Origin of the sequence: Pantoea sp. USMM079 (assembly GCF_037153115.1) — a bacterium.
Lineage (GTDB): Bacteria > Pseudomonadota > Gammaproteobacteria > Enterobacterales > Enterobacteriaceae > Pantoea > Pantoea communis.
Genome location: NZ_JBBCKX010000004.1, coordinates 99527 through 123986, shown reverse-complemented (window position 1 = coordinate 123986; position 24460 = coordinate 99527). Strand labels below are relative to the sequence as shown.

28 protein-coding genes and 1 pseudogene are annotated in these 24460 nt (G+C 51.0%); 17 read left to right on the top strand and 12 right to left on the bottom strand.

What is annotated here, in order from left to right:
* Positions 1 to 13: 13 nt before the first annotated feature.
* Together msrA and WFP70_RS08775 are read right to left on the bottom strand one after the other, a co-directional pair.
* Entirely contained in the window at positions 14 to 550 is a 537-nt protein-coding gene (gene msrA / locus WFP70_RS08780) for a peptide-methionine (S)-S-oxide reductase MsrA (RefSeq protein ID WP_337023237.1), read from the bottom strand.
* A gap of 64 nt (positions 551 to 614) precedes the next feature.
* Complete coding sequence (locus WFP70_RS08775; protein WP_337023282.1) at positions 615 to 1181, bottom strand: flavin reductase family protein; 567 nt, start codon at positions 1179 to 1181, stop codon at positions 615 to 617.
* A gap of 107 nt (positions 1182 to 1288) precedes the next feature.
* Between WFP70_RS08775 and WFP70_RS08770 the strand changes: the two genes are divergently transcribed.
* The gene (locus tag WFP70_RS08770; protein ID WP_337023238.1) at positions 1289 to 1792 is read left to right on the top strand and encodes an AAA family ATPase; all 504 of its coding nucleotides are present in this window, start codon (positions 1289 to 1291) and stop codon (positions 1790 to 1792) included.
* Between the two features lie 64 nt (positions 1793 to 1856).
* On the opposite strand, the gene WFP70_RS08765 is transcribed toward WFP70_RS08770, so the two are convergent.
* Together WFP70_RS08765 and WFP70_RS08760 are read right to left on the bottom strand one after the other, a co-directional pair.
* Positions 1857 to 2285: a hypothetical protein gene (locus tag WFP70_RS08765; RefSeq protein WP_337023239.1), complete on the bottom strand. Its 429-nt coding sequence runs from the start codon at positions 2283 to 2285 to the stop codon at positions 1857 to 1859.
* Positions 2286 to 2353: 68 nt separating this feature from the next.
* Positions 2354 to 2746, bottom strand: coding sequence for a VOC family protein (locus WFP70_RS08760; RefSeq protein ID WP_337023240.1), 393 nt, complete (start codon positions 2744 to 2746; stop codon positions 2354 to 2356).
* 316 nt (positions 2747 to 3062) lie between these two features.
* On the opposite strand from WFP70_RS08760, the gene WFP70_RS08755 reads away from it, so the two are divergent.
* The gene (locus tag WFP70_RS08755; RefSeq protein ID WP_337023241.1) at positions 3063 to 3899 is read left to right on the top strand and encodes a DMT family transporter; all 837 of its coding nucleotides are present in this window, start codon (positions 3063 to 3065) and stop codon (positions 3897 to 3899) included.
* A 168-nt stretch (positions 3900 to 4067) separates the two neighbouring features.
* On the opposite strand, the gene WFP70_RS08750 is transcribed toward WFP70_RS08755, so the two are convergent.
* From WFP70_RS08750 to alaE, 4 genes are all read right to left on the bottom strand, one after another.
* Positions 4068 to 4808, bottom strand: coding sequence for an SDR family oxidoreductase (locus WFP70_RS08750; protein ID WP_337023242.1), 741 nt, complete (start codon positions 4806 to 4808; stop codon positions 4068 to 4070).
* 391 nt (positions 4809 to 5199) lie between these two features.
* The gene (locus WFP70_RS08745) at positions 5200 to 5484 is read right to left on the bottom strand and encodes a biofilm development regulator YmgB/AriR family protein (RefSeq protein WP_058959699.1); all 285 of its coding nucleotides are present in this window, start codon (positions 5482 to 5484) and stop codon (positions 5200 to 5202) included.
* A gap of 479 nt (positions 5485 to 5963) precedes the next feature.
* Positions 5964 to 6224, bottom strand: coding sequence for a hypothetical protein (locus tag WFP70_RS08740; RefSeq protein ID WP_337023243.1), 261 nt, complete (start codon positions 6222 to 6224; stop codon positions 5964 to 5966).
* A 323-nt stretch (positions 6225 to 6547) separates the two neighbouring features.
* The gene (gene alaE, locus WFP70_RS08735) at positions 6548 to 6985 is read right to left on the bottom strand and encodes an L-alanine exporter AlaE (RefSeq protein ID WP_337023244.1); all 438 of its coding nucleotides are present in this window, start codon (positions 6983 to 6985) and stop codon (positions 6548 to 6550) included.
* A 258-nt stretch (positions 6986 to 7243) separates the two neighbouring features.
* On the opposite strand from alaE, the gene umuD reads away from it, so the two are divergent.
* The 6 genes and pseudogenes from umuD to WFP70_RS08705 all read left to right on the top strand — a co-directional run bounded on the left by umuD (position 7244) and on the right by WFP70_RS08705 (position 11074).
* Positions 7244 to 7666: a translesion error-prone DNA polymerase V autoproteolytic subunit gene (gene umuD / locus WFP70_RS08730; protein WP_034821888.1), complete on the top strand. Its 423-nt coding sequence runs from the start codon at positions 7244 to 7246 to the stop codon at positions 7664 to 7666.
* Positions 7666 to 8928, top strand: coding sequence for a translesion error-prone DNA polymerase V subunit UmuC (gene umuC, locus WFP70_RS08725; RefSeq protein WP_337023245.1), 1263 nt, complete (start codon positions 7666 to 7668; stop codon positions 8926 to 8928). Before umuD ends, umuC begins: the two co-directional genes overlap by 1 nt.
* Before the next feature lie 154 nt (positions 8929 to 9082).
* The gene (locus WFP70_RS08720; protein ID WP_038647436.1) at positions 9083 to 9679 is read left to right on the top strand and encodes a DsrE family protein; all 597 of its coding nucleotides are present in this window, start codon (positions 9083 to 9085) and stop codon (positions 9677 to 9679) included.
* A gap of 67 nt (positions 9680 to 9746) precedes the next feature.
* Positions 9747 to 9914 (top strand): annotated as a pseudogene (locus tag WFP70_RS08715) (sigma 54-dependent transcriptional regulator); the annotation flags it as partial.
* 276 nt (positions 9915 to 10190) lie between these two features.
* Positions 10191 to 10451, top strand: coding sequence for a hypothetical protein (locus WFP70_RS08710; protein WP_058959703.1), 261 nt, complete (start codon positions 10191 to 10193; stop codon positions 10449 to 10451).
* Positions 10452 to 10762: 311 nt separating this feature from the next.
* The gene (locus WFP70_RS08705; RefSeq protein WP_337023246.1) at positions 10763 to 11074 is read left to right on the top strand and encodes a hypothetical protein; all 312 of its coding nucleotides are present in this window, start codon (positions 10763 to 10765) and stop codon (positions 11072 to 11074) included.
* A 32-nt stretch (positions 11075 to 11106) separates the two neighbouring features.
* On the opposite strand, the gene WFP70_RS08700 is transcribed toward WFP70_RS08705, so the two are convergent.
* From WFP70_RS08700 to WFP70_RS08685, 4 genes are all read right to left on the bottom strand, one after another.
* The gene (locus tag WFP70_RS08700; RefSeq protein ID WP_034821867.1) at positions 11107 to 12165 is read right to left on the bottom strand and encodes a YeiH family putative sulfate export transporter; all 1059 of its coding nucleotides are present in this window, start codon (positions 12163 to 12165) and stop codon (positions 11107 to 11109) included.
* 158 nt (positions 12166 to 12323) lie between these two features.
* Positions 12324 to 12836, bottom strand: coding sequence for a GNAT family N-acetyltransferase (locus WFP70_RS08695; protein ID WP_337023247.1), 513 nt, complete (start codon positions 12834 to 12836; stop codon positions 12324 to 12326).
* A gap of 96 nt (positions 12837 to 12932) precedes the next feature.
* Positions 12933 to 13226, bottom strand: a complete 294-nt coding sequence (locus WFP70_RS08690) for a hypothetical protein (RefSeq protein WP_202403471.1) — start codon at positions 13224 to 13226, stop codon at positions 12933 to 12935.
* A gap of 6 nt (positions 13227 to 13232) precedes the next feature.
* Positions 13233 to 13541, bottom strand: coding sequence for a hypothetical protein (locus WFP70_RS08685; RefSeq protein WP_160834653.1), 309 nt, complete (start codon positions 13539 to 13541; stop codon positions 13233 to 13235).
* Between the two features lie 224 nt (positions 13542 to 13765).
* Here WFP70_RS08685 and otsB point away from each other — a divergent pair, with 224 nt between their 5' ends.
* The 9 genes from otsB to WFP70_RS08640 all read left to right on the top strand — a co-directional run bounded on the left by otsB (position 13766) and on the right by WFP70_RS08640 (position 24285).
* On the top strand, positions 13766 to 14554 hold the full coding sequence (gene otsB / locus WFP70_RS08680; protein ID WP_034821859.1) for a trehalose-phosphatase: 789 nt from the start codon (positions 13766 to 13768) through the stop codon (positions 14552 to 14554).
* Positions 14551 to 15990 (top strand): alpha,alpha-trehalose-phosphate synthase, encoded by a 1440-nt coding sequence (gene otsA, locus WFP70_RS08675; protein ID WP_337023248.1) that lies wholly within the window; start codon positions 14551 to 14553, stop codon positions 15988 to 15990. Before otsB ends, otsA begins: the two co-directional genes overlap by 4 nt.
* 960 nt (positions 15991 to 16950) lie before the next feature.
* A complete protein-coding gene (flhD, locus tag WFP70_RS08670; RefSeq protein ID WP_034821852.1) occupies positions 16951 to 17301 on the top strand; it encodes a flagellar transcriptional regulator FlhD in 351 nt (116 codons plus the stop codon).
* A complete protein-coding gene (gene flhC, locus WFP70_RS08665; RefSeq protein WP_034821849.1) occupies positions 17301 to 17879 on the top strand; it encodes a flagellar transcriptional regulator FlhC in 579 nt (192 codons plus the stop codon). Before flhD ends, flhC begins: the two co-directional genes overlap by 1 nt.
* 132 nt (positions 17880 to 18011) lie before the next feature.
* A complete protein-coding gene (gene motA / locus WFP70_RS08660; RefSeq protein WP_034821846.1) occupies positions 18012 to 18899 on the top strand; it encodes a flagellar motor stator protein MotA in 888 nt (295 codons plus the stop codon).
* Positions 18896 to 19927, top strand: a complete 1032-nt coding sequence (motB, locus tag WFP70_RS08655; RefSeq protein ID WP_337023249.1) for a flagellar motor protein MotB — start codon at positions 18896 to 18898, stop codon at positions 19925 to 19927. The genes motA and motB overlap by 4 nt, the downstream gene beginning before the upstream one ends.
* Positions 19928 to 19937: 10 nt before the next feature.
* Positions 19938 to 21920 carry a chemotaxis protein CheA gene (gene cheA, locus WFP70_RS08650; protein ID WP_196250088.1) on the top strand — a complete coding sequence of 661 codons (1983 nt, stop codon included), beginning with the start codon at positions 19938 to 19940 and terminating at the stop codon, positions 21918 to 21920.
* 22 nt (positions 21921 to 21942) lie between these two features.
* On the top strand, positions 21943 to 22440 hold the full coding sequence (gene cheW / locus WFP70_RS08645) for a chemotaxis protein CheW (protein ID WP_034821837.1): 498 nt from the start codon (positions 21943 to 21945) through the stop codon (positions 22438 to 22440).
* A gap of 168 nt (positions 22441 to 22608) precedes the next feature.
* Complete coding sequence (locus tag WFP70_RS08640) at positions 22609 to 24285, top strand: methyl-accepting chemotaxis protein (protein ID WP_337023250.1); 1677 nt, start codon at positions 22609 to 22611, stop codon at positions 24283 to 24285.
* Positions 24286 to 24460: the final 175 nt, after the last annotated feature.

Sequence of the window (24460 nt, the reverse complement as noted above, 5' to 3'; positions counted from 1 at the left end):
TTAGGGGGCTGGATTAGTCCTGCTTCACGCGGTTGGCAAAGCTCTTACGCAGCTTCTGCAGTTTCGGTGGAATCACCGCCATGCAGTAGCCGTTACGCTGGCCGGCGCCATCCCAGTAATCCTGATGATAATCTTCTGCCGGATACCACTCTTTCAGCGGCTCGATGGTGGTCACCACCGGCACGTTGAGATCGGCTTGCGCACGCGCAATGGCGGCAATCGCTTCGGCTTCCTGCTCTGGATTCGCCGGGAAGATCGCTGAACGATACTGAGTACCGACGTCGTTGCCCTGACGGTTCAGCTGCGTTGGATCGTGCGTCGCAAAGCTGATATCCAGCAGGTCGCCATATTTCACTTGCTCGGGATCGAAACCGACGCGGATCGCTTCGGCGTGGCCGGTGGCACCGCTGCACACCTGCTCATAGGTTGGGTTCGGGCGCTCCCCGCCGGTATACCCACTTTCGACTGACTCCACGCCAATCACATCTTTGAACACTGCTTCGGTACACCAGAAACAGCCACCGGCGATCACCGCATATTCGGTTGCCATTGTTATTACTCCTGTCAGGTCGAAAGCGTTACTGTGAGGGCGCTCGAAGGCGAATTCAAGCCGCTTAAATTAACATTTCTGGCTTAAAATCATGGTGCTTGTCGAGCACGCTATTGCTCATTACGGTAAAACGTCCTTCGCCAGTGTAGTGCAGCGTCGGCGGAAATTCCGGTTTATCGGCCACGTGCGCTTTAACGATTTCGAAAATAAAGAAGCCGTAGTTATTCACCATCGAGTCGTCATACAGCTGACACTCAAAGCTGGCGAAGCACTCATCGATCAGCGGCGCATTCACCACTTTTGCCGGTTCTGGCGTGAGGTGAAAGGCATCGAACTTATCGAGGCGATCGCCATGGCAGTTACCAATCGCCACCACGCTATCCACCAAATCCGCCGAGGGGATGTTCATCACGCACTGTCCGCTTTGCCGAATCAGCTCATGACTGTAGTTGCCGTTGGCGATCATGCAGCCCACCAGTGACGGCGAGAACTCCAGAATGGTGTGCCAGCCGAGCGTCATGATGTTGTGGTGATCTTCAAATTGCGAACTCAGCAACACCACCGGACCGGGTTCCAGATACTTCCGCGCCTTGCTGACCGGAAAGTCGATTTTATGCAGGCGTTGACTCATCATGCGTCTCCTTATTTTTTGCAGAGATAGCGTAAGTGTAGATGCCAGGCTTTACTGGACCGGCATTTAACGGCATGGTAGAGCGTCATTTTATCTGGAGCTGGCTAATGGAATCTGCGTCTGTGTCCACATCTCGTCCTGTTTTGCATCTGCTGTGCGGCAAAATCGCTGCCGGAAAATCCACGCTGGCGCACCAACTGGCCCAACAAACTGGCGCGGTGATTATCAGCGAAGACGCCTGGCTGGCACATTTGTTCGCCGAAGAGATGCAGGATGTTGCGGACTACGTGCGCTGTGCAGGCAAGTTACGCAATGCGATGACGCCGCACCTGATCTCACTGTTACAGCGCGGTGTGTCGGTGGTGCTGGATTTCCCGGCGAACACCGTGGGCCAACGTCAGTGGATGAAGGCGGTGATCCAGAGTGCACAGGCGGAGCACCAACTGCACTTTATCGATGTGCCCGATGCGGTGTGCAAAATCCGTTTGCATGCGCGCAACGCAGAAGGTGAGCATGATTTCGCGGCCACCGATGCGCAGTTCGAGGTAATCAGCAGCTACTTCGTCGCACCGGATGCGGATGAAGGGTTTAATGTGGTGATGCACGGTTAAGACTGACGATGACTGGCTGGGTATTTGTGCCAGTCATCTAATATTTGCCCCTCAAAGTTCCCGGCTATTTATTGAGATGATTGATGATTCTTTTGAGGGTGTTGTAGGGGCCTTCAAGCGTGATGTCATTGCCATCGTTGCTTATATAAATACGCTGAGATTTGAATCTTCGGTATTTCGCTATCTGCAGCTCATAATAACCTTGCTCAGTTTGCTGGTAATGGTATTTCTCCAGAACTGAATCCAGGTCGCTTTGGCGAATGGGGGTCTTAAATGTAAGCCACGCAATATTAGTAAACCAAAAGCTTGCTGCAAGCCCGCATAGCATACCGGTAAAGCCGCCGGTGATATTACCATGAGTTAATTGGGGTAATAGCCATTTGATCACGGCTGAGAAGAATAGGCCTATGAGAATAAAAAATGCGATTCTGAAACTGTCCTTTTGCCATTGCTTTATCAGGCTAAGGCGATGAAGCGAATAGTGAAATTTCAATTTTGACTCCGTTCAAAATGTTAATTCGTTCATGATTATAGCGTTATCTGTTCGTGGCTGGCGAATTGTTATCCCGTGTTTTCCAATATCTGTTTTGCCTGCGTATATTCCCAGGACGTTATTTCAATCTTGTTGCCACTGAGATCGCTGAAGTAAAGAGACATAGAGACATCGTGATCACTGACGGTATAGGCGATTTTGTTGAACTTTAGGGTAGGTATCAGTTCGAGAAATGCTGATGCCTGCACGGCAAAAGCCATGGTATGGCCTGGGTGCTGTGATTTTCTCAGGAAGAGGGAAAGCGATGCGCCATCATTCCTGATGACCAGCGGCCCTCCTTGTTCAAACCAGAGGTACAGCGAGCTATCGCGGGTGAAGCCAAGGATTTCCTGATACCAGCGTTCTGCCTTCTCGATATCGTCAACGTAGACGTGGATGTGATCGATTTTTGTTATGTTCATGGTAGGTGCTCCATATTTGTGCTTAAGAGATGTTTGCTGAAGTTTCTGGGATTCACAACCTGGAAAGCACGGGGGGACATGAGATTTACCATAATGCTTTGGGGTGTATTTGTGTTGGTAAGTTGGCGATTGGTGGGGTGGCGGGGAAGGTCCGCCGTGAGCGAAAAGCGGAACTGTGCAAGGTATCAGTGACAAGGCAGCATCTTGTTCAAACATGACCAGCTCTGTGAATCAGTTAAGTGCTAAACTATAAAAGACCACTTCATTCATTCTTTTACGTGTAATTAATTTGAAATGGAATTAATTAGGGCTGTTAATGATGCAAGTTAAGGCTATTAGTAACATTACTATATCTGCATTTATGTTTGCGTTGGCGGGGATGCTTGTCAAATATATTTCTTACAAAATGGATGTTTTATCATTGGTCTTTTGGCGCAATGTTTTCAGTTTTATTATTGTGTCTTTTATAGGTCTGGTGTCAGGGAAGCTAAGCTTTAAATCGGAAAGGAAAGGTCTCCATGCACTTCGTTCATTTTTTACCTTTTGCGCACTCATTACCTACTTCTATGCTGTTAAAAATACTGAGTTGAGCACTGCAGTATTGCTTCAGCAAACATCACCAATATTTGTTCCGGTTATTGCATTGCTGGTGCTGAGGAGATTGTCAGACCGCTATGTTTGGATAGGAACTATCATCGGATTTATTGGTGTGGCGATGACCAGTGGCGTCGCCACTCATAGCATCAATGGTGGCGACTTATCAGGCATACTTTCGGGTGTAATGGGTGCCGCCGCAACGATTACCATATGGATGATGTCAGATACAGAAACCCCTTATAGTCAAATGTTCTTCTTTTCTCTCTATACCTTAATATATTCGCTCGTATTTGTACCATGGGTATGGGAATCATTTAGTCTTTCACTACTCCCATTGCTAATTATGCTTGGGATAGTTACCACTCTCGCACAATATTTTCTTTCTGCTGCATGTTCGTATGCGTCAACTGATAAAATTGTGTCCTGGACCTACCTATCAGTAATATTTGCTGCTTTATTTGGGTACGTTGGATGGGGCGAGAAATTATCTTTCAGCATGTTGTCTGGGATGGCATTGATCATCATTGGAGCGAAAATAACCTTAAGAAGAAACTAGTGAAAACATCTTTATGAATGTAAAAACACGCGTTTTTGGGCCTACCTAGCTATTTTGACGTCTGCTTTTGGCACGGAGCGGACATCTACAACAACCAAGATCCACTGTGAGCGAACAGCAGACTTTAGTGAATCTACTCGATAGATTTCATAACTCCTTTTAGAAACATCAGTAATGTACCAGCCCACCGTCTACAGCATACTGACTGCCAGTAACATAGGATGCGTCATCGGACAGGAGGAAGAGTGCAACCGCAGCGGCTTCTTCTGCTGTGCCTGCGCGACCTAAAGGAACCTGGCTTACCACGAAATCTTCAAACTGCTGACGCGACTCCTCTGGCATAAAGTGCCTGAAATTAGTTTCAATTGGGCCCGGCACCAAAGTGTTGGCGCGGATGCCACGTTCGGCCAGCGCAGATGCCCAGCTTTTTACCATGGCGATAACGGCGCCTTTCGTCGCTGCATACAGGCTTGTCATAGCCGCACCTTCATAAGTCGAAGAGGACGAAGTAACCAGAACGGATGCACCTGAATTAAGTGATTTTGATAGGGCGGCAAGCTGTAGCATCGGGCCGCGCACATTTGCGTTCATCATGCGATTAAAAGAATCCGCCGTTACAGATTCCGGAGAGCTGACCTCCGCGAAGCCAGCATTGAGCCATAATCCATCAAGTGAACCCCAATCGCTAATAGCTTCCTTTAGCGTATTGATGTCAACTTCGCTTGCAGAATCACTTTTCAAAATAAGCGATGTTTTAGGCAGCAGAGTACGGGCGCGTTCCAGTCTTTCTTCGCTCAGTCCTGTAATCGCTACATCACCACCTTCAGTGATAATGCGCTGCGCGCCTGCCAACCCCATGCCACTTGTACCACCAGTGATCAGTATACGTTTACCCTGAAACCTGCCCATGCTTAGTCCTTTTGTTGGCTGAGGAATGAGCATTTACCTTACGTAAACAAAACACTGCTCGTCATCTATTTCATTACGCAACTAAGGCATTGCTGATTGAACTACAGCTTCTGGTACGGAATGGACCAACTGGCGAAATGTCAGGTCGGCTTTGAGCGTGAAGCAGATCTTGTCTTTCGGCGCTAACAGCGTCGAAATTTGCAGGCGACCTAATATGACCTCACCAAATAAGGTGACAGAAAATCCTCCACTTCGTTTTTGCCGATACCTGGCGTATAGCTGATACCTGCATTCTTTAAAATATTGAGTGCTTCCCGTCTGTTTCCTGGATGTGGGGCTTCTGTAGCAACAATATCAATGGTCACGATGTGCTTAGTCTTTATATACATTTTTACCAGTTGAAGTATGCCCAGCGTTCCGCTTCACCGGGAGTCATCCCGACCACGATTTTTAGGGCGTTGAGTAACAGATCGATTTGCACGGGATCAGAGGCCTTCTGCACTTCAGTGATCAATTGCAAAATAACGGCGCCGTTAGTGACTCTCACGCCACGTTGGGTGATTTCACCCGCTGCAGCTTCAATCACAACGGTTTCAGCAGTGGCTTTGTCGCGAAGTGCATCTAAGTGAAGGAAAGACTTCGCGCTATTGGTTGACTGTTGTGCGCTCTGATACATGATTTTATCCCTTATGTCCGCTACTCAAACGTCATTATGGTCAGGCTGTAACGTATAACAATCGCAATCAATGGGTAGAGTGCGGGTTTTGTACAGGGTGGTATTTCGAGTGATGTCGAAACCACAGATGAAATAAATTTAGCGCATTTTGTCAAAATTGGGAGGGCGGTGATCACCAAAAACCGTTCTGGTATCGACCACAAATCTCGTCAGGCCAATTTATGCTCAAAGGCATCTTCGATGTTTGCGGTTTTTATGCGGGGATGGTTTACGTGGAGTGTGTTATCAGCTTATGCGTGATAACTCAGTTGCTTCGCCAGTGGTGTAGCGAAAGACTGATTCTGGCAACTCATTTTGAGAGTGTCGTCCCTGACAGTGTCTCCGGCCGGTATACGCTTACGCGTAACCGATGAGGTCATCCGCTTCGTCGTCTTCCGGCCGGAACCGGATTACGTCCTTTGGCTTCAGTTCATCTATCGTTAATTCAATTCATTATTCAGGCTAACTAAGGTTTGCAAATAAGGTATGTGCTCCTCGGCGACTGAAGGTGACTCAAAGCTCATTAACCAGTTTCGGGCTTTAGCGATTTGAGTCAAGCGGTCAATATTATTCTCTGATTTAGACATCAAACCAAGCTGTGAAAAAAGGTTCGCAACACTGATTTCCTTTCGACATAAAGCAAGGCTTAATGCGGCTTCACCAATGATAATATGGCTTTTTTCATGATCTTGAAATAACACTGAAAATCCTCCATCAGATCGAATTAATGACAACCTCAATTTAAACTTAGAAGCTATTTTCAATATTGCATTACGACTCGTCTTAATAACGTTATGGTGTGGATTTTTATGATCAATAAAAGCGGGGCCTTTAAATATTCAATCTGGCGTTTCCATCATGCGGAATGGGGGTGTTCATTTTTAATACAGCGTGAGGCACTGGTTTTAATGATTTTATAAAAAATGGATTATTCATGTGGGAAAAGTGCCAGTTCATCAAAAGGTTAACACACCCTTTCACAGGCTATTCGAATCATTTTTGTTCGCTTCCGGTTGAGAATCATTTAGCCATCCAATGACATCGGCTTTTCTCCGCCCGGCGGCAAACCAAACAACCCCCGCACCCAATTTAGAAACGCGCCATAAGGCCTTCCCAAACATAGCATCATCAACGCAGCACCGAGCGTCCCACGCACCAGTCCACTGCCCGATGCACCGCTAAAAGCAATGATTGCTGCATAGATCGGCACCTGAAAACTCACCAGCGCGACACTGTCCCACAGCAGTTTCGAAACCCGGCCCGATCCCGCACGCTGCATTACCCAATCGCGCCACAAGCCATAAGGGCGGGCAACCGGCACCATCAAAACGGCACCAATCAAACGGGCATGCAGGACCTGATCCCACGCCATGCCGGCGATCCATCGTTCATTAATCATGCCCGTCGTGGTGAAAAATAAAATCAGTGCAGTAGTATCCGCAATAAAGGCCGTTCGGCGCATGCTCTGGTCTTGAAGTTGAGGCAAAGTGCATTTCCTATATGAAGTCGTGAGAAAAACAGTCGTTCAACTTTGTAGCGAACCCTCATTTCACCCTAGCCCAAAACCACCGCAGCACATCCATCTCACCGTCAAAACCCGCCAAAACTAAATCTCCTTTCCTGCCAACTGCTTTGCATCATCCCGAAGGATCCCGCTTGATCAAACAACCCGATCAGTAATACTGTATTTATATACAGTATATTTTCGAAGGCCATCATTATGGTGTTTTATCAACCGGCGGAACTCCGCGCCATCCTCAGTTTGCCCTTGTTTATCAGTCGTGTGCCGTGCGGCTTTCCGTCACCGGCGCAGGATTACGTTGAGCAACGTATTGACCTCAATGATCTCTGCGTCACGCATCCCAGCGCCACTTACTTCATCAAAGTCAGCGGTGACTCGATGATTGAGGGCGGGATCAGTGATGGCGATATGCTGATCGTCGATAGTGCTGTAGAACCCGAGCAGGGTGATGTGGTGGTGGCTGCTATCGCGGGGGAATTCACGGTGAAGCAGCTGATGCTGAAGCCTTGCTTGCACCTCAAACCGATGAATGCGGCGCACGCCATCATTCCCATTCCCGACCCGGATCAGTTTGAGATTTTCGGTGTTGTTAAACATGTCATCAAAACGCTGAGACGGTAATGTTTGCGCTGGTGGATGTGAACTCATTCTATGCCTCGTGTGAGACGGTATTCAGGCCGGATCTCAAAGGCAAGCCTGTGATTGTGTTAAGCAACAACGATGGCTGCGTCATCGCGCGTTCTGCCGAGGCCAAGAAGCTGGATATCGGCATGGGCGGCCCCTATTTCAAAATCAAAGATGTGTTGCGCCGCCATAACGTGCATGTGTTCAGCTCTAACTATGCGCTCTACGCCGATATGAGTCTGCGCGTGATGACGATACTGGAAGAGATGGCACCCGCCGTTGAGATCTACTCCATCGATGAAGCGTTTATGAACCTGACGGGCGTGCGGAATTGCCGCGTGCTGGAAGAGTTCGGACGGGAAATCCAGCAGCGGGTGAAACGCGAAACGCATCTGGCGGTGGGGGTGGGGATCGCGCCCACCAAAACCCTCGCCAAGCTGGCTAACCATGCCGCTAAGAAATGGAGCAAAACCGGTGGCGTGCTGGATCTCTCCAACCTTGAGCGGCAAAAGAAGTTAATGGCGTTAGTCGATGTGGCGGATGTGTGGGGCGTAGGGCGTCGTATCAGCAAGAAGCTGAATGCGATGGGCATCAATACCGCGCTGGATTTGTCGGAGCAGAGCACCTGGGTGATCCGCAAGCACTTCAATGTGGTGCTGGAGCGCACCGTGCGCGAATTGCGCGGTGAACCCTGTCTTGAACTGGAAGAGTTTGCGCCCGTGAAGCAGCAGATTGTCTGCTCACGCTCGTTTGCGGGACGTATCACGGAGTACGCCGATATGCGTGAAGCGGTGTGCAACTATGCCGTGCGCGCCGCCGAAAAGTTGCGTGGCGAACGGCAGTATTGTCGACAGATCGGCGTGTTTATTCGCACCAGCCCGCATGCGGAGGGTGAAATCTTTTACGGTAATCAGGCGATCATTAAAGTACTAACGCCCACCAATGACAGCCGCGATATTATCCGCGTGGCCACCGAGGCGCTGGATCGCATCTGGCGGGAAGGGTGCCGCTATATGAAAGCGGGGGTAATGTTAGGTGACTTCTTCAGTCAGGGTGTGGCGCAGCTCAATTTGTTTGATGACATCCAGCCGCAGGCGAATAGCGAAACGCTGATGCAGGTGATCGATGGCATTAATCAAAGCGGTAAAGGGAAACTATGGTTCGCCGGACAAGGAATCCAGAAATCCTGGGCGATGAAGCGTGAGATGTTATCTCCGGCGTATACCACCCGATACGCAGATCTCCCGGTGGCGAAGTAAATAGCGGATTAGCGCATAACATGAGCCGCCACTTTTTACCGGGCGTTAGGAAATGGCTGAATATGCCCGTATACCGCCACGATAAGCCGACAAAATGCCAATCCATGCCATACTTGGCAAGGCCGATTTTTCACGATGTCGCGGGGGAAAAGAGATGCGTTCAGTGGTGATTAGCGCAGTTGTCGCAGTAGCGGGTGGGGTATGCGGTGCCTTACTCAGCCAAAATGAAACCCTCTTTGCCGCGAAAGTGAGTGCCCCACCTTCCGATCCCGCCATCAACTGGACCACGCCCGCTATTGCCGGTTACGGCAAAGTGCACTATGACGCCAGCAGCGCATTCCAGCCCAGCAGTGCGCTGAGTAACAAAGTGGTCTTCAAAGTCAGTCGTGGCGCGGAAGAACGCAGTCAGGTGAATCCGGCGCTGGAGCATGTGGCACAAGTGGTGAATACCTATGTGGCGGCCGGCGTGCCGGCAAAGCAGTTAAAATTTGTGGTAGCGGTGAATGGCGAAGCGACGCCCGCGATGCTGGAAAACACCCGTTTTCGACAGTTGTTTGGTGTGGATAATCCCAACCTTGCGCTGATATCGGCGCTGGAACAGCAGGGCGTTAAAGTCACGGTGTGCGATCAGGCGCTTGCATGGCATCACTACGAACCTCAATGGATTGCAGATTCAGTGATCCATACACCTTCTGCACTTACCACGATGACCACGCTGCAAAATCAGGGGTACGCTTTACTGAGTATGTGATGCGTTTGTGGCTTTGCTGTCCCTGGCATGAACCTCAACGCCCTTATTGTGGCTTCTGTCAAAGGCTCTCTTCGATCAAAAACAACTCGAAACCGGGCTGGAAGTGTGCCAACACACCTCAACATTATCTGAAGCAGGACGACATTTATTTTCGGTCTCGCGGCAGCATAAAAAGCAGCCGAATGATGCCGATCGCTTACGTAAATACCTCATGCGCTTTGGGTTGAGTTGGTAAAATATCCAGAAAAAATGAAAGCTATCATTTGAGGCGCTGAGCGGGAATTTCATATGGGATGGCTTTGCATTACTGGAATCTTAAAGGCACGCTGCGCTTTTAATTGCCACCATACCAGATGAATGTCTTCGCTTGGCCTTTGCGTTCGGTTTAATTAAAACATTAATTAAATCAATGGCAATACAATCCAGGAATAGACTATTTTTTCTTCAAGGCGCTGTAAATTACGCGGCGATTTTGCTTTAATTAACTGACGAAGCAAGATGAGAGAACAGCATGACAAAAGCCTATATAACAAAATATGCATTAACCCGGGGCATTTACATCGCAGAAGGCGAACTCAAAAACGATGGCGAGGTATTTGTACAGCGTCGCGATCGTGAGTACAACTTTGAGCAGTTCTTTAAGAAAAAAGAGTTTCAGTTAACCGAAGAAGAAGCCCTGGCGCGTGCGGATAAAATGCGTGCGGCGCAACTTAAAAAGCTGGCGAAGGAATATCAAAAACTGAGTGAGCTGGAATTCACGATTAAAGAGTGAACGTAAGTCAGTGGATGTTCGTCAATTGACTGATAACTCGTGGGTCTGTTTGTTTGATGGGTAACTGAAAGAAATGCGTTAAGATTTCGAAAAAATAATGAAACCCCATTTTATATTACGACCCAAGCCCTGTGAAACGCCGCCTTCAGGCGGCGTTTTTAATTGTCCGATCGCACGAATATTGCGCGCTATTGCTGAAAAATAGTATGGGTGTGTAAGAATAGCGAAGCGGCGAGAGGTATTGCCGATTATGTTAATTCGCAGACTTAGGTTACTGTAATATTACGGACCAATAATAAGCAGAGGTTCGCGTGCGCGAAAACGAGATCGATATCCATTATTACGCCACCGAAATCCGGAAATTAGCAGCAGCACATCAGGCCGGAGAAACGCTGAGTGATGTAAAGGCCAGGGTGGATAGCCTTATTCAGCGAATGAAGGAGAGTCTTGGTAGTGATAAAGCCTGGCAGGCGAAGAATTGGGAGGCGCTGTTGGATCAGTTGAATATCTATTTGACTAACAAGGTTGATCCGAAGTGGATGACGGTGATCTCTCATGCCAAATTCCGCATTAAAAGCCGCAGACAGACCGCCATCTATTCACGAAAACACTTCAAACAATAAGGCTTTTGCCGCCCGGTCGGGCGGCAAATAAGTTATCCAAGCCAATGGTGGATAGTGAGATTAATCGCGCCGCCGCCGACAATCAGCCAGATAAACAACATCAACCCTAATAACAGCGGACGCAGACCGGCTCGCTTCAGCTGACTGATATGGGTGGTAAGACCCAGTGCGGCCATCGCCATGGCGAGCAGCACGTTATCCAGCTGATTAATGACCGCAATCGCCGAGGCGGGAATCAGATGCGCTGAGTTAAACAGCGCCACCAGAATGAACGCCAGTGCAAACCATGGGAAAGTAATACGCTGTTTTTCCCCGCTGGTGGCCGGTGCGCTGCGGCGTACCATCACCCCGATCACCACCAGGAACGGTGCCAGCATCATTACGCGCAGCATTTTGGCGATCACCGCCGCATTTTCTGTTTCCGGGCTGATAGCATGTCCGGCCGCCACGACCTGCGCCACTTCATGCATGGTCGAACCGGTGTAAATACCAAATTCACTCAGGCTCAGGCCTGGTAGTAATGGCGAAACGCTATGCCAAATCAGCGGGTAAAGGAAAATCGCCAGTGTACCGAAGATCACCACAGTCGCGACCGCCACCGCCACTTTGGACGATTCGGCTTTAATCACCGGTTCAGTCGCCAATACGGCGGCGGCACCGCAAATACTGCTACCTGCACCAATCAACCACGCGGTTTCACGATCCAGTTTCAGGATTTTACGTCCCAGCCAGCAGGCGAGGGTAAAGGTGCTGGTCAGCATCAGTACATCAATCACCACACCGCTGACGCCGACATCCAGCACCTGCTGGAAGGTGAGACGGAAGCCATAAAGGATAATGCCGAGACGCAGCAGTTTCTGTTTGGCAAACTGTACGCCCGCGTCGCAGTGACCGTGCACCGTCGGGTAGAGCGTATTGCCGAGAATGATTCCGCCGATGATGGCCAGCGTCAGGGCGCCTAACCCCAGCTGCGCGACCGACGGCAGATTACCGAGCCATGCCGTTGCCAGCGCAATGGCCGCCGTAAGCAGCAAACCGGGCGCGAAATGCGCCATACCCTGTGAGTGTTTGTGTAGAGAGATATCAGCCATAACGCCTCCTGTGTTGCCGTTATGATGCGGAGAGATGGCTTGAAAGAAAAACTGATTATATCGTTAGAACAAATCTGAATAAGTGGTAAAGACGGGGATAAACGCAGATAAAGGCGGAGAGGGCGCGGCGAAATCGGTGTTCGCGGCGCCTTGTCGGGTTAAATCACCATACCCAAAATTTGCAGTGTGCTGCGCTGCGAGGCGGTGACGAACGGGATGTCTTTGATGTGCTGCATGCCAAAGGCTTCCCAAAACTTACGTGCACGCACGTTTTCAGCCATCACTTCCAGCCACATGTAACCTTCCTGCTTCTCACGGGCTTCATTGATGATGCTTTGGAACATGATTCTGCCGAAGTTCTTACCGGTCTGATCGGGATTCAGGTAGAGCTTATTCAACATGGCGCCCGTCATGCCGGAATCAGGAACCGGTGTATTCCAGGTGACCTTGGCAAAACCTACCGGGTGATCGGTCTCGGCGATCAGCCAGCTCTCGTTTTCCGCCGCGAGGCTGCTGTGCAGCACCGTCAGGCCATATTCTTTATCGATAAACGCATCCATTTCGTCGGTTGAAACCCACATATGTTTGAAATGCGCGCTGTAGGTCATGCGTCCCAGCTGATGAAGCAGTTCTGCGTCCTCGGCCTGAGCCTTGCGTATGGTGAAATTCATATCTGATGTCCTGTTATCCATCCCTGTTGATGTTCGTGCAGCCGAACGTTCCATCGCTGATATTTCAGCAGGTTACTTTAACAAGGAGGGGGGTATTCACGATCCTAAACGCAGGGTTTCGGCGCGCCTGGCGGTCTCATAAACGTATTGCAGCATCGGCTCTAAATCGGCATCCGGCCCGGAGCTGATAATTTTGCCACGCAGCCACTCAATTTCGCTGGTGATGTCGGGATGGAAAATGGTGTTGTTCTGCGCGTTACGCAGCCATTTCAGCAGAAAGTTATTCTTGCCACGCACGCCGGCGGGTTTGCGCGTTTTTGCATTGATCTTCAGCGCCACCAAGATGCAGTAATAGAAATGCACGCGCTGACTGTAGCTCTGGGGGATCATAGGCTGTTACCCGCCATGACATCGCAAAAGTGTGAACCTGATCGGATTTTCATCGTCCTGAATGCCTGCCTGAAAGCGCCATTTGGCGCAGATATGGGCCTTTATCGGCCTTTTTTCCGCCTTGAATCGCGCGGTAACCGCACCATAAGCCAATCGGCGGCGCGGATGCAAGTAAGGAAAATCTGGTAAATGAGGCGTCACCAGGGAAAGAGGGCGGGCAAAATTTAAGGTCTTAAAAAAGCGAAGCGTTATAAAAGGAAAGGGGGCGATTTTTTGCCGTTGCAAAGACCTGAAACAGACACTTTTCTCATGCATTAACCCACTGTGCCTGGCAAAACTGTGATCTCCGTCTAGACTTAATGCTGACGATGTTCGCAGTCAGGTTGCTGTGTTGGCTATAAAGTTGTGCGTTTGTGGAGAGTTACCTATCGCAGTCCCCCGTTTTTGGCTCAATCTCCTCGCCTCAGTCCAGACATCCGACTGAAAACACCCAGCCTGACTTCGAACATCCTGTTAAAGCCTAATGAACAGGAGGAGACGTGACCCCTGCGGTTAATCAGAACAGCACCTTGCCGTCATTAAGTGGCGGTCTTTATGCCTTCTTTTTTGATGTCGACGGCACGCTAGCGACCATTCAGTCGCAACCCGAGTCGGTTTCCATCCCCGCATCGGTGCGCCAGCATCTGCAACAAATCTCCAATCTGAGCCATGGCGCCCTGGCGCTGGTATCGGGCCGTCCGATTGCGCAACTGGATGCACTGGTTGCGCCACTGGAAGCGCCCGCTGCGGGCGTGCATGGTGCGGAACGCCGTGACGCCAGTGGGCACGTGCACCGGCATTCGCTGCCTGGCGACATTGCGCAAACGCTGCAAACCGAACTGCAGCAAACACTCGACCAATGGCCAGGCACCCTGCTGGAAGTGAAAGGCATGGCGTTTGCGCTGCACTATCGCAACGCGCCCGAGTACGAAAAATCCATCATGCAGCTGGCGGAAGACGCCGTGACGCGCTTTCCTGCGCTGGCACTGCAGCCGGGCAAGTGTGTGGTGGAGCTAAAACCGCAGGGCATCGATAAAGGTGCTGCGGTACGTGAATTTATGCAAGAAGCCCCCTTTATTGGCCGCATTCCGGTCTTCGTGGGTGACGATCTGACCGATGAAAAAGGATTTCTCGCCGTTAACGCCATGCAGGGCATTTCAGTCAAGGTCGGAGAAGGCGCCAGCCATGCGCGCTACCGTCTCGACAGCGTTGATGCGGTATGGCACTGGCTGGCGCAACTATTATTACAACTAGAACATGACATCGTCGGTAAGGAGTCAAGGTTATGAGTCGTTTAGTCGTGGTATCTAACCGTATCGCCATTCCGGATGGAGGCAAAGCCAGCGCGGGGGGGCTTGCGGTGGGCATTTTGGACGCGTTACGCACCACCGGAGGCTTGTGGTTTGGCTGGAACGGAGAAATCAGTGAATTCTCTGGCGAGGAAGAGGATGAGCCACTTTCGCAGATTGAACAGGATGGCATTACTTATGCCTCACTGCCGCTCAATCAGAACGATTACGATCAATACTACTGCCAGTTCTCTAATACCGTTATCTGGCCGGCCTTCCACTATCGTCTGGATTTAGTGCAGTATCAGCGCGAAGCCTGGGATGGCTATTGCCGTGTGAACAACTTGCTGGCCCAGCGCCTGAAGCCGCTGCTGCAACCTGACGATGTATTGTGGATCCATGATTACCATCTGCTGCCGTTTGCAGCCGAGTTGCGCAAACTGGGCGTCAACAATCGTATCGGCTTCTTCCTGCACATTCCGTTCCCGACGCCGGAGATCTTCAATGCGCTGCCACCGCATCAGACACTGCTGGAGATGCTGTGCGATTACGACCTGCTGGGATTCCAGACCGAGTCCGATCGCGTAGCCTTCCTCGATAGCCTCAGCCAGCTGACGCAGTTGCAGAATAAAGGCGAGAAGAAACATCGTGCCTTTGGCAATACCTTTATGACGGAGGTGTATCCGATTGGTATTGAGCCGGATAGCATCAAAGAGATGGCCGAAGGACATCTGCCACCGAAAATGGCGGCAATGAAACGTGAGCTGGGCGATGTGCAAAACATTATTGCCAGCGAGCGGCTCGATTATTCCAAAGGATTGCCGGAGCGTTTTCTGGCTTATGAGGCACTGCTGGAGAATTTCCCGCAGCATCGCGGCAATATCCGTTATTCACAAATCGCGCCGACGTCCCGTGGCGATGTGCAGGCTTATCAGGATATTCGACATCAATTAGAGACGGAAGCGGGGCGTATTAATGGTAAGTACGGTACGCTCGGCTGGACACCGCTCTATTATCTGAACCAGCACTTTGATCGCCGCCTGTTGATGAAAATCTTCCGCTTAACCGATGTGGGGCTGGTCACGCCACTGCGTGACGGCATGAATCTGGTGGCGAAAGAGTATGTGGCTGCGCAGGACCCAGACGATCCCGGCGTGCTGGTGTTGTCACGCTTTGCGGGGGCAGCGAACGAACTGACATCGGCATTGATCGTGAATCCTTACGATCGTGATGAAGTGGCTGCCGCACTCGACAGGGCACTCACCATGCCGCGCACCGAGCGCATCTCGCGCTACAACGACATGATGGCGGTGTTGCGCAAGCAGGATATTACGCAATGGCGTGAGAGCTTCCTGCGTGATTTAAATGCGTTGCCGGCGCGCAGCGCCGATCATGGTATCGCCAATAAAGTGGCGACCTTCCCGAAACTCGCCTAAATCTGCTTTCCGGTGCGCAATGCTGCGCACCGTTTTCACTGCCCATCTTAAACCTGCGAAATCGTTTTCATTTCCTTAAGGAGTAACTGCCTGACACGGCAGCTAAAATCGCACGTTTTGGTTAAAAAGCGTGCAATCGAACGTGAAAAAAGCTTTTTTTTCATGTCGGCCCTAAAGGTTTGGTTGGTCAGGCCGATAGTTATCTCAAATCAATGCGTCAAATCCCCAATTCATTCATATCACTAATGTAACGCACTGTTACATCCACTGCCGTTCGCTAAACACTCCCTACAAAGCCCTAACAGTTCCCAGGCGCGCTGCGTCCAGTCTTCACGCTTATCTATCATCATGGTGGTAGTGCATTTCAGCAATATTCCCTGTAAGTGATTAATTTAGAAGCAAATAGTTTTTACCAAACTTAGCATATTATGCTGCCTTTATGATTTTAAATGGATGCATATCGCCATTTAAAACCAACTCAACAGATAAAAGATCGCGTTGTCATGACAATCGACCACACAGGCTAAAAAGGGGCTTTTTAGAGTGAAATATTAGCGAAACAATTCAAATTCGCTCAAAAAACGCACAACAGAAAAGCAATTCTGAAGCTTCCAGGAAAAAATTTGCCTTAAAAGTGTGATGCAGATCACACTTTATCTAAAATTTCGCACCACTCACGTTGTATGTAGAAATCAGACGATATAGATTTGCGTTGTTTTCGGATTAGTCTTAAAAAACTGTAAGCAGACGTCACGGAAGATGGTTACAACTCAAGAAAAGATTGGCCTGGAGTTTTGACTACTACTGATCAGTGTCCCGGCGGGAAGTGAAACAGTTCAGTACACGTTGGCTTTGCCTGATTATTTTTTGCCATCTTTAGATTTACCAACCAGCAACCCGAACCATAGAACTTTTAATTCTGTGGCCGTATATGTGTCGCGTCTATCAGGATGGAAAAAAATGGGTACATCAGAATTACTAAAACATATATATGACATCAATCTGTCATATTTGCTTCTTGCTCAGCGTTTAATTAACCAGGAAAAAGCTTCAGCAATGTTTCGTTTAGGCATCGATGAATCGATGGCAGATGCATTGTCGCAATTAACCTTGCCTGAGATGGTAAAATTAGCGGAAACCAATCAACTGGTTTGCCAGTTCCGCTTTACCGATCACAACCATATTAACCGTTTGACTCAAGAATCACGCGTGGATGACCTGCAGCAAATCCACACCGGCATTTTATTATCCAGCCGTTTACTGCGGAACGCGTCAAAAGATGATGCCTCTGCGAAGAAGAGGGCGGTTTAATGACCGAAAAAAGTATTGTTCAGGAAGCGCGCGATATTCAGCTGGCCATGGAGCTGATTACGTTGGGCGCACGACTGCAAATGCTGGAAAGCGAAACCCAGTTGAGCCGTGGTCGCCTGATTAAACTGTATAAAGAGCTGCGTGGTGCACCACCACCGAAAGGCATGCTGCCATTCTCAACCGATTGGTTCATGACCTGGGAACAAAATATTCACTCATCCATGTTCTGTAATGCCTGGCAGTTCCTGTTGAAAACCGGGCTGAGCAATGGTGTTGAAGCGGTCATCAAAGCGTATCGTTTGTATCTTGAGCAGTGTCCGCAATCGGACGAGGGCCCGCTGTTGGCGCTAACGCGTGCATGGACCCTGGTGCGATTCGTTGAAAGCGGCATGCTGGAATTGTCTGACTGTAAATGCTGTGGCGGGAGCTTTATTAATCATGCTCATCAGCCTGTTGGCAGCTTTGTTTGCAGCCTGTGCCAGCCGCCATCACGTGCCGTAAAAAGACGTAAACTTTCTGCAGATTCTGCCGATACCTTTCCACAACTGCTGGATGAACAGGTTAAACGCGCCGTTTAAGTTTGTTCGCATCGTGGAAAACATCCAGCAGCGGCTTAGTCCGCTGCTTTTTTTTTGCCCACGATTTACGAATAACACCTGCGGCTCTCTGGCTTAACTTCTACCAACACGTTACGGACGTAAGGATTTTTTGTGCTGATTATTCTGGGTTATATCGTGGTCGTCGGCTCCGTGTTGGGCGGCTATATGATGGTCGGTGGCCATCTGGGGGCGCTTTATCAACCTGCCGAGCTGATTATTATCGGCGGTGCCGGTATTGGTGCCTTTTTAGTGGGCAACAATGGCAAGTCGATCAAGAAAACATTAAAAGCTTTGCCAATGTTAATGCGCGGCTCGAAATATAACAAAGCTGTATACATGGATTTAATGGCACTGCTGTATCGCCTGATGGCGAAATCACGTCAGCAAGGCATGCTGTCATTAGAACGTGACATTGAAGATCCCAGCCAGAGCGAAATTTTTGCTAACTATCCGCGTATTTTGTCCGATAAACAGTTGGTGGATTTTATTACCGACTATTTGCGATTGATGGTGAGCGGAAATATGAATGCGTTTGAAATCGAAGCGCTGATGGACGAAGAGATCGAGACCTACGAGCACGAGTGTGAAGTGCCGGCGCAAAGTATATCGGCCATGGGCGATGGCTTACCTGCCTTCGGTATCGTGGCGGCGGTAATGGGCGTGGTACACGCACTGGCCTCAGCCGATCGCCCGGCAGCAGAGTTGGGCGCGCTGGTCGCACACGCCATGGTGGGAACCTTCCTCGGTATCTTGCTGGCTTATGGCTTTATCTCGCCGCTGGCGTCAGTGCTGCGTCAGAAGTGTGCTGAAACCACCAAAATGATGCAGTGCGTCAAGGTGACTTTGCTCTCCAGTCTGAATGGTTACGCACCGCAGATCGCCGTGGAGTTTGGGCGTAAAACCCTGTATTCCGCTGAGCGTCCGTCGTTCTCCGAGCTGGAAGAACATGTGCGTAACGCGAAAAATCCTGCGAAACAAACCTCGGATCAGAACTCATGAAGGCAGGCAATCGCCCCATTGTGCTGGTTAAAAAGCGCAAACATAAAGGTCATCATGGCAGCCACGGCTCGTGGAAGATTGCCTATGCCGACTTTATGACGGCGATGATGGCGTTCTTTATGGTGATGTGGCTGCTCTCAATTTCCAGCCCGAAAGAGTTGATTCAGATTGCAGAATACTTTCGTACACCGCTGAAAGTCGCGCTGACCGGTGGCCAGCGCAGCAGCGATAGCGAAAGCCCGATCCCCGGCGGCGGTGACGATCCAACACGTAAAGACGGCGAAGTGAAGAAAGTGGTCGATATGGATGCGCAGAAGAAAAAGCTGGAGGAGATTCGTCTGAATCGTCTGCGCGAAAAGCTGGACCAGTTGATTGAAGCCGATCCGCGTCTGAAAGCACTGCGTCCGCATCTGATCATCAACATGGTGGAAGAGGGGCTGCGCATTCAGATTATTGATAGCCAGAACCGCCCAATGTTCAAAACCGGTAGCGCAGAAGTGGAGCCGTACATGCGTGACATCCTGCGCGCCATTGCGCCGGTTCTGAATGATATTCCGAACAAAATCAGCCTGGCTGGCCATACGGATGACTTCCAGTATGCGACGGGCGATCGCGGCTACAGTAACTGGGAACTCTCAGCCGACCGCGCCAATGCCTCACGTCGTGAACTGGTGATTGGCGGGCTGGATGGGGGCAAAATGCTGCGCGTGGTGGGCATGGCTGACACCATGAAGTTAAAGAATCGTGGTTCGAACGATGCTGTAAACCGTCGTATCAGTCTGCTGGTGTTGAACCATGACACCCAGGCTGCGATTGAGAAAGAGAACTCTGAAAGCGATGCCGCGCAGATAACTGACCCGGCACAAATTATTCCCGACATTACCGCACCGACCGGTCCCGCTGCATCTGCTGCACCCGCAAGTTCTACCGCGACTCCGGCTTCGCCGGCCAGTGCGGTGGTGCCTGCACCAGCAGCGCAGCCAGCGGCAGGCGCGGTGACACCAGACCAACCCTCACAGCCGAGGTGATCCCGTGAGCATGGACATCAGCGATTTTTACCAGACGTTTTTCGATGAAGCCGATGAGCTGTTAGCGGATATGGAGCAACACCTGTTGGGATTGGATCCCCAGGAGCCCGATTCCGAGCAGTTGAATGCCATCTTCCGCGCCGCCCACTCCATTAAGGGCGGAGCCGGTACGTTTGGCTTTACGGTTTTACAGGAAACCACCCACATCCTGGAAAACATTCTGGATGGTGCGCGCCGCGGCGAAATGCAGCTTAGCACCGACATCATCAACCTGTTTTTGGAAACCAAAGATATTATGCAAGAACAGCTCGATGCCTATAAAACGGCGCAGGAACCCAACGCAGAAAACTTCAAATATATCTGCGAAGCACTGCGTCAGCTGGCGCTGGAAGCCAAAGGAATCGCACCCGAGCCGGCAAAAGTGGCCGACGTGGTGGAGATCGCAGCAGCCCCGGCAGCGGCCGCGGGTTTACGCCTGCAACTGATCGATTTGAAAGAGAAAGAGCCGGAACTGATGCTGGAGGAGTTGGGTAATCTCGGCACTGTCTCCAACGTGGTAAAAGGCACCAACTCGCTGGAAGTGACCATTGATGGCGTCGGTAAAGACGATATCGTTGCGGTGCTCTGTTTTGTGATTGATGAAGCGCAGATTCACTTCCCGGAAGGCGCGGCCGCCGTCGCAGCAGCACCTGCCGAAGCCGTTGCGGTGGAAGCCCCTGCACCGGTGCAAACCGCCACCGTAACCGACATCACCCCGCCAGCTAAACGTGAAGCGAAACGTGCGGCAGCGCCGGCCAAAACCAGCGAATCCAGTAGTATTCGTGTTGCGGTTGAGAAGGTGGATCAGCTGATCAACCTGGTCGGCGAGCTGGTGATTACCCAATCGATGCTGGCACAGCGTTCTGGCGAACTGGATCCTGTGGCGCACGGCGACCTGTTGAACAGCATGGGCCAGCTGGAGCGTAACGCGCGTGACCTGCAAGAGTCGGTGATGTCGATTCGTATGATGCCGATGGAGTATGTGTTTAGCCGCTTCCCACGTCTGGTGCGCGATTTGGCCAGCAAGCTGGGCAAAGAAGTGGAGCTGACGCTGCTGGGTAGCTCTACTGAACTGGATAAGAGTCTGATCGAGCGCATTATCGATCCGTTAACGCACCTGGTGCGTAACAGCCTTGACCACGGTATCGAAACGCCAGAGAAGCGTCTGGCATCGAGCAAAACAGCGGTGGGCAATCTGACGCTGTCAGCGGAACATCAGGGCGGCAATATCTGCATCGAAGTGATCGATGACGGTGCCGGTCTGAACCGTGAACGTATTCTGGCGAAAGCCCTGTCCTCTGGCCTGCCGGTCAGCGACAGCATGAGCGATGAAGAAGTTGGCATGCTGATCTTCGCACCGGGCTTCTCAACGGCGGAGCAGGTGACTGACGTGTCCGGCCGTGGTGTGGGCATGGACGTGGTAAAACGAAACATTCAGGAGATGGGCGGTCACGTCGAAATCTCCTCGAAGCAGGGCAAAGGCACCACTATTCGCATCCTGCTGCCACTGACGCTGGCCATCCTTGATGGCATGTCAGTGCGCGTGGCGGATGAAGTGTTCATTCTGCCGCTGAACGCGGTGATGGAATCCCTGCAGCCAACGGCTGAAGAGCTGAAACCGCTGGCCGGTGGCGAGCGCGTGCTGGAAGTGCGTGGCGAATACCTGCCGCTGGTTGAGCTGTGGAATGTGTTTGATGTGCAGAATGCCAAAACCGACGCGACCCAGGGCATCGTGGTGATTCTGCAGAGCGCAGGCCGCCGTTATGCACTGTTGGTGGATCAGCTGATTGGCCAGCATCAGGTGGTGGTGAAGAACCTGGAAAGCAACTACCGCAAAGTGCCGGGCATTTCTGCCGCCACCATCCTCGGCGATGGTAGCGTGGCGTTGATTGTGGATGTTTCTGCACTGCAATCGTTGAACCGTGAAAAGCGTGTGGCCGGTGCCGCAGCGTAATAGATAAATAAAGGGCAAAAAAATGACTGACATGGCAACCGTGACCAAAATCGCTGGCGAAACCGTGGGCCAGGAATTCTTAGTTTTCACCCTGGGTGACGAAGAGTACGGCATCGACATTCTGAAAGTGCAGGAGATTCGGGGTTACGATCAGGTAACGCGTATCGCCAACACCCCAGAATTCATCAAGGGTGTGACGAACCTGCGTGGCGTGATCGTGCCAATCATCGACCTGCGTGTGAAGTTCGCGCAGCAGGATGTGGAATACAACGAAAACACCGTGGTGATCGTGCTGAATCTTGAGCACCGCGTCGTGGGTATCGTGGTGGATGGCGTGTCTGACGTGCTGTCTCTGATGCAGGAACAGATTCGTCCGGCACCGGAATTCGCGGTCACCATGTCCACCGAGTACCTGACCGGCCTCGGCGCACTGGGCGAACGTATGCTGATTCTGGTCGACATCGAGAAGCTGCTGAGCAGCGAAGAGATGGCGCTGGTGGATACGCTGCGTAGCGCGTAAGCGCATAAAACGGGCCGCGCACGGCGGCCCGTTATCATCACTTGTGTAAATTAATTCATTGTAATTAAACAATAATTTCCCACTATTCTTCGCGTTCCCCCCTCAATAATTCCGGTCATTGGTCGATAACTGCTCTGTATCATTTTCTTCATTTTCCCAGGGCAAACTATGTTTACGAGAATCCGTGTTGTCACCAGCCTGTTGCTGGTGCTCTTCATCTTTGGCTTTCTGCAGCTGGTATCCGGCTCACTGTTCTTCAAAGCACTAAGTGAAGACAAAAACAGTTTCAATGTTTCACAACTGGCCAGTAAAAATACCGCCGCCATCAACGATGCCTACATGAGCCTCAATCAGAGCCGTGTGGTGTTGACGCGTATTCAGCTGCGTATGGCCACCAGCAAACTGAATGGCTCAGAGCCGGACATCGCCGGGCTTTACAACGACAGCAAGGCGTTTCAGAAAACGGCAGCGGATAACTATCAACTGTTCAAAACGACCCCTGATACACCGGGACAGGATGTCGAACTCAATCAGCATCTGGATGGAACTTATACAGCCTATGCTAACGCGTTGAGTCAGATGCAAGACGCACTGCTGGCAAACGATTTAGTTCAGGCCGGAAAAGTACCCGTGGCGCCGAGCCAGAGTGCTTTCCTGAAAGATTACAGCCAATGGCGAACCGATCAGGATCGCTTAACGGCGCAGGGTGTGGCAGAAAACCTGGCGGCCTATCAACGCATGATGTGGCTGCTGGGCGTGGTGATGGTAGTGGTGATTGGCGTGATTGCGCTGTGCTGGTTTGGCCTGCGTAAGATCTTAATTAAACCGCTAAATGACAATATTCAGCATATTCAGCATATCGCGCAGGGCGACCTGACGCAGACCATTGCCATTGAAGGCCGCAATGAGATGAGCCAACTGGCGAGCAGCCTGCATGACATGCAGCAGTCGCTGGTGCGTACTGTCAGTAACGTGCGTGACGGATCTGATGCCATCTTCACCGGTGCGAGTGAAATCTCGGCAGGTAACAACGATCTCTCAGCTCGTACGGAAGAGCAGGCTGCCTCGCTGGAACAGACCGCAGCCAGCATGGAACAGCTGACCGCGACAGTGAAACAGAACGCCGAAAATGCCCGCCAGGCGTCACAGCTGGCGTTGAGTGCCTCGGAAACCGCGCAAAAGGGCGGCAACGTGGTGGAAGGCGTCGTACGCACCATGAGCGATATCGCCGGGAGTTCAAAGAAGATCGCTGATATCACCAGCGTGATTGACGGTATCGCCTTCCAGACCAACATCCTTGCGCTGAATGCAGCGGTGGAAGCGGCGCGCGCTGGCGAGCAGGGGCGTGGCTTTGCGGTGGTGGCAGGTGAAGTTCGCAACCTGGCACAGCGCAGCGCCCAGGCGGCGAAAGAGATTAAGGGTCTGATTGAAGATTCTGTCAATCGCGTCAACAGCGGTTCGCAGCTGGTGGGTACCGCCGGTGAAACCATGAGTGAGATCGTCAATGCGGTCACCCGTGTGACCGATATTATGGGCGAAATCGCCTCAGCGTCTGATGAACAGAGTCGTGGTATCGATCAGGTCGGTCAGGCTGTGACGGAAATGGACCGCGTGACCCAACAGAACGCCTCGCTGGTAGAAGAGTCTGCTGCGGCAGCGGCTTCGCTGGAAGAGCAGGCCAGCCGTCTGAGCCAGTCTGTGGCGGTATTCCGTGTGCCGCGTGCCGAACAGCCTGGCATGGCCAGTGCCGTGGTGCGCCATCCGCAGATCGCGCCGCCGGTGTTGAGTGCACCACGTAAAGCTGTGACTGCACCAGTCAGCGACAGTAACTGGGAAACGTTTTAATCGTTTGCAGTGGTGTGCGCTGGCGCACCCACTGCCGCAATATCCTTTTATTCCAAAAGCATCAATGCGCTTTTATCGTTTGCCCGATAAAGGCGCATTTTTTTTAATGACAATTTCTTTAGTTATAAAACTCTGTAAAGAAAGTTATTGGCAGAATTATATTTCGTAAAATCCG